At 25.5% G+C, this 10,633-nt stretch carries 11 protein-coding genes and 1 other annotated feature; all 11 genes read left to right on the top strand.

The genetic code is table 4. The features are described 5' to 3' along the window. A partial coding sequence (locus tag C6B38_RS10140) for an IS30 family transposase (protein WP_162475899.1) occupies positions 1-465 on the top strand: 465 nt, incomplete at its 5' end. A 568-nt stretch (positions 466-1,033) separates the two neighbouring features. Then, positions 1,034-1,141, top strand: a sequence feature (ribosomal protein L10 leader region). A gap of 72 nt (positions 1,142-1,213) precedes the next feature. Beyond that, a complete protein-coding gene (gene rplJ, locus C6B38_RS05700; protein WP_105298960.1) occupies positions 1,214-1,705 on the top strand; it encodes a 50S ribosomal protein L10 in 492 nt (163 codons plus the stop codon). A gap of 55 nt (positions 1,706-1,760) precedes the next feature. Continuing rightward, positions 1,761-2,126 carry a 50S ribosomal protein L7/L12 gene (gene rplL / locus C6B38_RS05695; RefSeq protein ID WP_105298959.1) on the top strand — a complete coding sequence of 122 codons (366 nt, stop codon included), beginning with the start codon at positions 1,761-1,763 and terminating at the stop codon, positions 2,124-2,126. Between the two features lie 478 nt (positions 2,127-2,604). Then, complete coding sequence (locus C6B38_RS11285) at positions 2,605-2,832, top strand: hypothetical protein (RefSeq protein ID WP_233485579.1); 228 nt, start codon at positions 2,605-2,607, stop codon at positions 2,830-2,832. Positions 2,833-3,004: 172 nt separating this feature from the next. Beyond that, a complete protein-coding gene (locus tag C6B38_RS11280; RefSeq protein ID WP_233485578.1) occupies positions 3,005-3,190 on the top strand; it encodes a lipoprotein in 186 nt (61 codons plus the stop codon). Positions 3,191-3,717: 527 nt separating this feature from the next. After that, positions 3,718-4,902: a hypothetical protein gene (locus C6B38_RS11275; protein WP_233485577.1), complete on the top strand. Its 1,185-nt coding sequence runs from the start codon at positions 3,718-3,720 to the stop codon at positions 4,900-4,902. 460 nt (positions 4,903-5,362) lie between these two features. Next, on the top strand, positions 5,363-5,578 hold the full coding sequence (locus C6B38_RS11270) for a hypothetical protein (protein ID WP_233485576.1): 216 nt from the start codon (positions 5,363-5,365) through the stop codon (positions 5,576-5,578). 192 nt (positions 5,579-5,770) lie between these two features. Then, positions 5,771-7,618, top strand: coding sequence for an FtsX-like permease family protein (locus C6B38_RS11265; RefSeq protein WP_233485575.1), 1,848 nt, complete (start codon positions 5,771-5,773; stop codon positions 7,616-7,618). Positions 7,619-7,660: 42 nt separating this feature from the next. After that, complete coding sequence (locus C6B38_RS11260; RefSeq protein ID WP_233485574.1) at positions 7,661-8,764, top strand: hypothetical protein; 1,104 nt, start codon at positions 7,661-7,663, stop codon at positions 8,762-8,764. 247 nt (positions 8,765-9,011) lie between these two features. Then, entirely contained in the window at positions 9,012-9,608 is a 597-nt protein-coding gene (locus C6B38_RS11255; protein ID WP_233485573.1) for an FtsX-like permease family protein, read from the top strand. A gap of 30 nt (positions 9,609-9,638) precedes the next feature. Continuing rightward, the gene (locus C6B38_RS05675) at positions 9,639-10,367 is read left to right on the top strand and encodes a Panacea domain-containing protein (protein WP_105298958.1); all 729 of its coding nucleotides are present in this window, start codon (positions 9,639-9,641) and stop codon (positions 10,365-10,367) included. Positions 10,368-10,633: the final 266 nt, after the last annotated feature.

The following is a 10,633-nucleotide window of genomic DNA, read 5'->3' as shown; positions in this document are numbered from 1 at the left end:
TGTATTGTTGGAAAAGAACATCAGTCTGCTTGTTTAACTTTTACCGAAGAAAAAAGTTTATATACGATTTGTTTTAAATTAAATCAACATAATTCAGAAGAGGTTAATAAAGCTCTTAAAAGTATTATTAGAAATAAACTTTATAAGATAAATATAAAAGGAATTATTACAGATCAAGGTAAAGAATTTAGTAAATGAAAAGAGATGGAGAAAATTACTAATGCTAATGTTTATTTTTGTGATGCTGGAACTCCGACACAAAAAGCAAAAGTTGAAAGAATAAATAGAGATATTAGAGAATATTTAACTAAAGGAACTGATTTTAATACTGTTACTCAAAAAGAAATTAATAAAGTTATGAAAATTATTAATGAAAAACTGCGACCCAGTTTAGATTGATTATCCTCACCCAGTTTAGATTGATTATCCTCCAAAGAGGTATTTTTACAAAATATTAATATTTAATTTTAGCAAACTTTTCTTTTTGTCGTGCTTAAATATTAACTCATATTTAAAAAAATTATTTTTTTTGAAAAAATAGTTGCAATTTTTAATAAAAGATATATTATTGACTTAATAAGGTTTGATTGACCTAATTGCATCTTTACAATACAATAAAAAATCAACTCCTTTCAAAGTTGATTTGTTGCACTTCAATTACAAAATGCATAACGCTAATAATTCTTTATATGAACCTAAAAAAGGAAGTATGCCTGTAATTGATTATCATACTACTGGGATTAGTAAAGCATTAAAAGAAATAACAGCAGTAAGATAGTAGTTAAAAAGTCCTTAATTTTACAAAAAAAATAATATTTTAAAAATATTCTCATTTTAGTATTCCCTTTTTTCAAGAAGTATGTTTTAATAAATATGTAAATAAGATACTTTTAAATTAAGCGGTTTAATGATTAACTATTTTTAAAAATAGTCTAAAATTATTGTTAAAATGGTACCTAAAATAATATTTGAACAAATAAATTTTTTATTTGACTTTTAACAAAAATTATAATACTATATTACTTGGTATTGTACCATAGTCATCAAAATACCATAGACAGCAACGGATTTTATTAAATCTTAATTATGTTGCCGAGGCATTATTGAGATATAGAACAATGACATGTTTTTATATTATTTAAATAATGTTTTAGGCAATTAGCCAAATGGATTAATTGCCTTTGCTTTTAAAATTATTATAGGGAGGCGAAGAATGAAGCCAGCAATGAAAATTAAAACAGCAGTTGTTAATGAAATTGTTAATAACTTTAAAACTGCTAATTCAGCGGTTATTGTCGAATATCAAAAATTAACGGTTGCTGAATTTACAGAACTAAGAAGAATGCTTACAAAACAAGATGTAAACATTAAAGTATATAAAAATAACTTAGTAAGTTTGGCTGCTAAAGAAGCAGGATTTGCTGAATTAGACCAATTTTTAACAGGTACTAATGCTTTTGCGTTTGGTACAGGTGAACAGATGGCTGCCGCAAAAACTTTAGCAAAATTTGCAAAAATACATCCAGCAATAAAATTAAAAGCTGGAATTTATGAGGGTAAAGTCTTAGACACAAAAGCGATTGTTGAAATTGCAGCGTTACCAACAAAAGACGAGTTACTATCAATGTTTGGAGCAAGTTTATTATACCCATTACGTATGTTTGCAATAGCAGTTAAAGAAATTGCTAAAACAAGAAGTGAATAATTAGTTAGTTTATTCAAACATTTTATAAAAAAATCTTAATGAGGAGGAAAATATTATGGCATTATCAAAAGATGATATTATTAAAGCATTAGAAGAAATGAAATTATCAGATTTAAATGAATTAGTAAAAGCAATTGAAGATCATTTTGGTGTTGTAGCTGCCGCAGCAGTTGCCGCAGCTCCAGTAGAAGGATCAGCAGCAGCGGGGCCTTCAGAGGTTAATATTGTGTTAACAGATACAGGACCAAGTAAAGTTGCAATTATTAAATTAGTTAAAGAAATTACTGGAAAAGAATTAATGGTAGCAAAAGCAATTGTTGATAAATTACCAGCAGTAATTAAAGAAAAAGTAAAAGTAGAAGAAGCAGAAGAAATTAAAGGACAATTAGTAGCAGCTGGAGCTTCAGTTGATCTTAAATAATTTAATTTTCTTAAAAAAAGCAAAAATAGACCTTTGCTTTTTTTTGTAAAGTATTACTATGTAAAAATATAGGAGCAGGAAAAAATGTTAATAAATTCTTTATCTAATATCACTTTTAATAGATTTATTAACTTTATAAATAATATCTTTTCATCAATTTTTATTTGAATTTTTATTTTTTTTCATTATTAGTATTTTAATCCGCATTAGTTTTTTAAAAACAAAATCTATTAAAAATATTAGTAACAATTTTACTAAACTTGCAATTATCAGCTTTATTTTTACTATTCGTTATTTTTTTAGTGCAACAAAAACAAAATATTTTAATTTTATTGTCTTATTTAATAAATTAATTGTTATTTTCTTTTTAATTATTTTTGATGCATTTTTAAAAACAGAAAACAACTCATTTCATTTAAGTTTATGAGTGATTGGTTATAGAAGTTTAATTAGTACTATTGTAATTAACAATAATGTAATGGAAGTAAAGCAAATTTTTCGGAGATTATCTTTTGGTTTTATTTTGTTATTATTGTGTTTAATTTTAAATTTATATTTTATTGAAAATACAAATGATATTAAATTATCAACAATTTTTAAAAATATTTTTATGATTATTTTACTTTGAATTTATGTTTGAAATGTTGTTTTGATAAATAAAAACAATACTAAAACACAGAATAAAAAAAGAACAATGAGGATTTAAATTTTTTTGTTTTAGTAATTAAAAATAATTGTTTGATTATGGATAAACCAATTAAATATACAACAATTTTTATTAATGGTTATAAGCGGGTAATGAAAATTTAATGTTATCTGCTGACTTTTAAATTAATGATTTTTATAAAAATTTAATAAATATAAAAGGAGTGAAGGAAATGAAAAAATTACTTTCTATACTAGGATCTACAACTTTAATGTCAGCAAGTATGCTGGGAGTAGTTTCTTGTGCAAAAGGAAAAAATAGTCAAAATGATGATTATTTTGATAGTGAACTTAATAAGATCGACCCGACAATTCGAAATTTAGTTAAATATACTAGAGTACAATTGCTAAAATTTTAATTGCTAGTCGTCATGAAAATATGAATACTTATGGGTTTCCGACATTACAATATTTCTTAAATAATGTTGGAAGAAACTTAAAAGGAGTTTTTACTACTAAAAGTGGAAAAGAAATTAAAATTAAAGATTATGTTGAATAATATAAAAAATTAAATAATCTTTATTATAATACTTGAAGAGCAACGGATAGTACTTATCAACCAGAACGAAATATTTATAATTTAATGTCATCAATTGTTGCAATGAGTGATTTTTCAAAATAAAATACAGAAGCTAACCAAGGACATCCTAGCAATAAAACAGATGCATCAGGGCGTTATACAGATTTTGTTGCAAATCCAAATTTAACATGAGCTCAATATGATACTGGAGCTTTAGCAAATACATTATCACAAAAATCAGAATCAGTTCTTAATTATATTAAGAGAACTGCCGGTTGAAGTAATTATTATGATTCATCATGAGGTCCTTATGTATCAAATATTTTATATCATAATTCACTTTTAACACCGCCAACAAAGTCAACATTGTATTATAACGATGGTGGTGAAGAAATTAAATTTGGAAAGAGTGTGGCGAACCAATCAAGTTCATTATATGATTTATTTGGTTTAAAATATTTTGATGAAGCAATTACAATGTTAGGTCAATTTGGACCGGGATTAGAATTACCAGTTTTATATTCATTAGCACAGTTATTACCATTTATTCAAAATAATCGTTCTGGCGAAAAAACTGCAGGAATTTTCTTAGCAGCACCATTTTTTATTTTAATGCAAATAAAAAATCAGTTTTTTGACAGTTCAAGTAATGTTAAATTGGACAGTCCATTATTAGAAATATTTAGTCGTGATACGATTGAAAATACGGTTCTTAAAGTTGAACATCAAAGTGATGGTGAAGTGGCTGAAGCTGATAAAACAATTAAAAATATGAAACTTTATGATATTTTTAGCAGTCCAGTTGTGGCAAAATCTCTGAGCATAATTTTGCAAGAGGAGAAGCAATATTTAGATTTAACAAGTGATAATAAAGAACATAAAAATGTCTTTTTAAAATGGTATTCTGTTTTAGGAAACTGATTTACAGAAGCTTTAGCAAAAGAAGGTTCAAACTTTGATGTCCAAAAATTTAACCGTATAATGTCAAAGACAGTTTATGAAGGTCTTTTAAAATTCCAAGGCTTAATTGGGAATTTTGCTGAAGATAGTGTTGTTGCTTTAATTCGAACATTATTGCAAATGTTGAACGGACCAAACTTTGATTTGTTTAATTTATTAAAAGGAATTGCGGGGTTAGCAAATTGATTTTACACTAGTGATAGTGAAGGACATTATAAATTAAATACTAATAATGTTAAAACAATTGATAATTTTTATAATGAAGGACCGAAAAAAAGCGGTTTTAAAGAGGACTTAATGGCAGTTGATCCTAATAGCGAATATGCGAAGTTTATTTTAAATAGTTATGGTTTTGTTGATGAAACAGGTCAATATAAACAAGGATCATTATTTGATGTCATTAATATTTGAGCGCATGGAGGTAATAATACGTATCCTGATTATGAATCAATGCATAAATTTATTACACAAATATTAGATTCAGAAAATGGTTATATTGGTGAATTAACAAATCAAGTTAATAAAGTAATGGCCGAGGATTGATTTGATAATATCTTTTTAGATCGAAAATGATATATTACAGCCTCATAAACTGGCGTAGATGGTTCAAAATTAGGTGCAATTGTAACTGATGGTTCTGTAACTGGTGTTCGTTACCAATTAGATTATTATGGTCCCAAAGATGCTTCAACTAAATTAGAACGTCATAAAAAACCATTAGGATATACTGATTCTGCTTCAGAAAATTCTCCTTCATATGTTGAACAAGAAAAAGACCCAAAACAACGTCATAATATTGCACCAGAGGGTGAAACATGAAATAGTAAAGACTGAGTTGATTATGATGGACAGGGCAATGAATATTTAACAAATAGTGATAAAATTAAATATAGTTATGTTGTTGAATTTAATAATCAAGCTCTTTTTTTATATAATCCAGGGATTAAAGATGATTTAACAAAAAATTCATATTTATTAAGTGAATTTGTTTGATACTATAACAATACTCGTTATTATTAATAGTTAATTGAAAAAAAGAGGAGATCTAAAAATGTTGCTGTTTTTACAAACATTAAAAAGTATGTTTAAGCAAAAAGCACAGTTAATTATTTTTATAATATTAGCTGCGATTTTAACATTATTAACAACTTCTTCGTGAATTGTTAATACACGTTTAACTAATGCATATTCATTTATGGGGGAAGGAACTTTTGCTTATGATTATTTATTAAGATTTGATAGTAAAAAGAAACAGGACAAAATGTAGAAACAATTACCCCCTGATATGCTTTTAGCAATGATTATCATTTAATTACTGATGTTAATGGTGAACAGGGAACATTACCTTATGCTCATTTAGGTGAAGATGGAGCATTAAAAGCATTGGATAATAATGTTGAAATAGAATTTACTTTTAATTCTAGAACAAATAAAGTAAGTAATATTATTTTTACTGATCTTGATAAAACTGCTCCAATTTTTTTTAAATAATGGTTTATATCGTTTTAACTTTAATAGCAAAGCTTTTCAAACTTCTGTAATTGGACAATTATATGATCAGAAAGGTTATCTTTTTAATCAAGATAATTTACCTTTAATTAAAGAATTTATGAATAATTTTATGCATAGTGATATTTCACAGAATACAGTAAATTTAATTATTGCATATTTAAATAAAAAATATCCTGGGATAACAGATAGAAAAAAATTAAAGGATGCAGTTATTGATTTTGTTAATAATGGTATAACAAAATGAAAAAAAGATGTTGATTTACGAGGGAGCATAGATGAAATTCTTACTAAAGCTAGCATTGAAAATAGATTATTTGAGGAAAAATTAAATGGTGATTTAAGTTTTTTAGTAAAAGATACATCACAGCCTTTAACAAAAATTAGTCTTTATTATTCACCAACTGTTAATAATAATCTTGATGTTGGTTATAATAATAATCTTGAAAATGCCGTTTTTATTGTTAATGATTTTTATAATCAAAATAATAAGAATAGTAGTTTTAGGAATCAACCTTATGGACCTTATGGATTGACAAAATCCTATTATACTTTAGTTGCTAAAGTTTCAAATTTTTCAGTTCAGTTACGTGAACAATATGCATATTGAGACTTAACATCAAATTTAAAATATAAAATTAWTAATTGACAACAATTATTACAAGATAATAAATTAAAACTTATTAAAAAATATGATTCTTTTGATCCAACTAATCCAATTAATGATGTATATGTTGTTATTACACCACAATTTGCACGGAGTCAAAAATTAAAAGTAGGAGATCAACTTATAATTGGTGAAAATTCAAATTTCTTTGTTGGTGCTATTGGTGGAGATCCGGCTAATATTTATCCAACAATTTATGATACTGATGTTTTTCCAGATCCAAAAACAGATGGTATTATTTATGTTTCTGAAAAAGTTTATCGTAGTGAGTCTATTGCTGCCAACACTGATATTGAAGAAAATTCCACATTATATATTAATTATGTTGGTTTATCTGAAAATAAAGGAACAGACTTTGAAAATTTTAAAAAATATTTAGCAGCTGATTTTTGAAGTTTAAATAATCCAAGTTATAAAAATGCTCCACTACAAAGTCGCGATGAAACAAAGTTGGTTTACTTACGTTATTCTTTATTGGGAACTACAATTATATTTTATCGTACGATTACAATTTTTTTATGCATTATTTTCTTAATAATTTTAATTTTCACATTAATAATTTTAATTAAAAAAATTATTAATCAACAAAAAATTGAAAATGGAATTTTAAAAGCAAACGGCTATAGTGGATTAACAATTGCTAGTTCTTATTTAGCGCATGCAATTGTAGTAACTGGAATTGGAGTTCCACTTAGATGAATTATTGGTGTCTTTTTGCAACTCCCTATTATGAGTGTTTTTAATAGTTACTTTGTTATTCCAGTTAACTTTTCATTTTCATTGATTCCATTTGCGATTTGTTTTGGGATTATTGGTCTTGTTAGTAGTTTGTGAATTTTAGTAACAGCAATTCGAAAATTAATAATTAGTCCGTTAGATTTATTAAATCCGAATAAAAATATTAAAACCTCAAAATTAGTATATTATATTAGCAATGTTTTTCGTTTTAAAAATTTTACAACAAAATTTCGTTTTGTGATGATGGCCGTTTCAATGAAAAAAATTGGTTGATTTTTCTTAACATTTTTTGTTGCTAGTTTATCTTTAACGTTAGCAACTTTAATTCCAACAGCAATCAATAAGTTTAGTAAAGATTATTATGCCAATTTAAATTATAATAATGAATACTAATATACGAATGTTATTGGTAATATTCCATTTAGTCGTTATGAAATGTATGACTGAAATGGTCCTAGTTTTTCGACTGAGGCAGCATATCCATTAACTAAAAATTCTTTAGTAAGTGATTATTTATATAATGGAAAATGGTTATCAACAAAAAATTATATTAGTGCTAAAAATGCTCATTTATACGCGCAACAATTAAATAATATGATTATTTTTAATTTTATGGTTGGAAAAGGAGCAAGTTTATCAATTGGTACTTTTTATGTTATGTATAAACATTATGGTGAAAATGTTGATATTCGAAATCAAATTGATACTTTATTATGTTCAACAATTCCACGTGCATTTGGAAAACCACCAGTACACCCAACAGACCCAAATATTATTGATCGTTGGACTTATTGTGCACAATATGCAACAAGTGATATTATGCCAGGTAAAATTCGAGCAATGTGGTTAAAAGATGATTTGGCGAAATTACAATTTAATTTTACTTTTGGAACTTCAACTTATAATTTAAAAAATGAAGATGTTTATACCGGATATACAACAAATATATCAAATTCAAGTTTTATTCTTCCAACATATGGAATTAATGCAAATAATAAAACAATTATTTTTCCAAATCATATGGTTAAAAAAATCTTAGATGATAGTAAAAATTTAAATATTGGGGCAGATGAAATTCCAATGGTTGTAAATAAAGCCGCAGAAAGTAAATATAATTTATTGTTAAATAAAATAGTTGAAACTACTACTAATGTTCAACAATTACAGTATTGTGATGATGCACTGCATTGTGCTGTAGACCAAGCCGCATGGTCATATGAGTTACCAAGTGATTTTACTGATGATAATCTTAATCCTTTTACCCTTGATTTAACGAAATTAACAATTGGAAACAAAACACGTGTTGGTTTTGAAAATAAAAATGGTAAAGTTCAAGATTATTATAATATTAAAAATTTTGTTTTAAAATTACCAGTTTCTGCTTTTAAACCAGGTGAATTTCAAAATTCAACAATTTCTGCAACAACAGAACGCCGTTTACCAGGGTTGCTAGACCTTAATAGCCCCCCTGATCAGAGAGTAGTCACTAAAGAAGTAACTGAAGAAAGGTGATTATTATGTTATTCATCCTTTTGATAATAAATTTGACAAAGAAATTAATGGTATTGGTGATTTAACGGGCTTTCCAACTAATTGATATCGAGAAGCATTACGGCAAGGATTATTAAAAATTGGCAAAATTACTAAAAATATTAAATATAAAGTTGTTGGAATTCAAAATTCATATTATGTTCTGAGGGCATATGTAAATCAAGTTATTGCTAATAAAATTCTTGGTTTTAATACAAGTTCTAGTGAACTATATGATGACAAAGATGATAATCCGATGTTATGATTTAATGGTAAGTTTAGTAAATATAATGATCAAGTTGATCAAACAACACGATTTAATCTTTCTTCCCCAGATGGTTCGTATTCAATGAATGATTTTATGAATGGCCAATTAACTAGTGGATTTGGGGGAACAGATTATTTAATTATTAAATCGCAAGTTATTGAAAAACTTGCTTGAATTTCAAGTATCTTATCGATTATCTTTGTTATTATTACGATTATAACCGCTATTATTATTGTATATATTATGACAGAATCCTTTGTTAATTCTTTTCTAAAATTTATGGCTGTAATGAAAGCTTTAGGATATTCAAATCGTGAAATTAATAGTTTAACATTAGGGATATTTACTCCGTTTGCTTTTCTAGCATGAATTTTAGGTGTTGGTATAATGTGATTAATATTATGACTAGGTGTTTATGGGTTTATTGCAATTGCTAAAGTAATTATTCCATTTGGATTCCCATGAATTACAATTCCAATTACTTTTATTTTAATGGCAGGAATCTATTTAATAACATATTGAATTTTAACTTATAAAATTAATCATATGAGTATTCAAGAACAAGTTACTGCAAACGAAGTATAAAACTAAAAAAATAAAATGGAGAAAATAAAATTGCGAAAATTATTTTATTTAATGATATTTATTTTTCCTATTGCTACAAGTTTTAGTTTAATTTCAACTAATCTATGATGAAAAGAAACAAAAAATTTAGGTCTTTTATTAAAACCACAATCAATTATTACTAATAACAAATGAGGTTTAAATAGCCTTCGAGGTTACGATGATGGATTAATGCCATCCATTCGTAGTAATGTTATGCTGGGTTTACAAAATAACTTAGGATTAAATATTGTCAAAAATTTAAGAGTTGATATTTATTATGGTCATGTTGATGATAGTAACTTTTATAATGCCAAAGCAATTAATTTTGCTGATTTTACTAATACTAATAAAATTAATGTATTTTGTGCAAGGTTTTTTATGGCTAAATTTAATAAAAAAATAATTGATGAAAAATTTAAAGCTTGAAAATATGGACCCGTTTTAGAAGAATTGTATTCTATTTTAAAAAAATATGGAAAATCATACATAGAAAAAGAAAATTTTAAAAATTTTAATGAAATAAAAATAAATGAAATTGAAAAAAAATTTACTGAACAAGAATTAGGTTTTATTGAAAGAATTTTTATATATTTTAGTAAATATAGTGTCTTTGAATTGGTTTCTTTAACACATATAGAGGGTCCTTGGAGAGAATTGGATATTAATGAAGAAATTAATGATGATGAAATGTTTTTTTATTTTAAAGAAAAAATTAATCAAATCGAGCAATTAATTTAATAAAATTAAATAGTATGAATTTAGATAAAAAAATATTTTTTAGTTTTGGATATATAAACAAAATTAAAAAAAGATATATAAACAAAATTAAAAAAATAAATGTTAATTTTATAAATGAAATTAAAAAAATTTGTAATTATTCTTTACTAAATTTATTACAATGTTCAAGACAAAGCTGTGTTTATTCAACTATTGATACAAACAAAACTTGTCTTCCAAATGTTCTTTCTTGTGAATTGGTAAATTATATAAATTCAACTTTTAAT

This window comes from Spiroplasma sp. ChiS (assembly GCF_002968355.1).
Lineage (GTDB): Bacteria > Bacillota_I > Bacilli_A > Mycoplasmatales > Mycoplasmataceae > Spiroplasma > Spiroplasma citri.
Note: the sequence above shows the minus strand (reverse complement) of the source record. Positions and strands in the feature narration are given on the sequence as shown.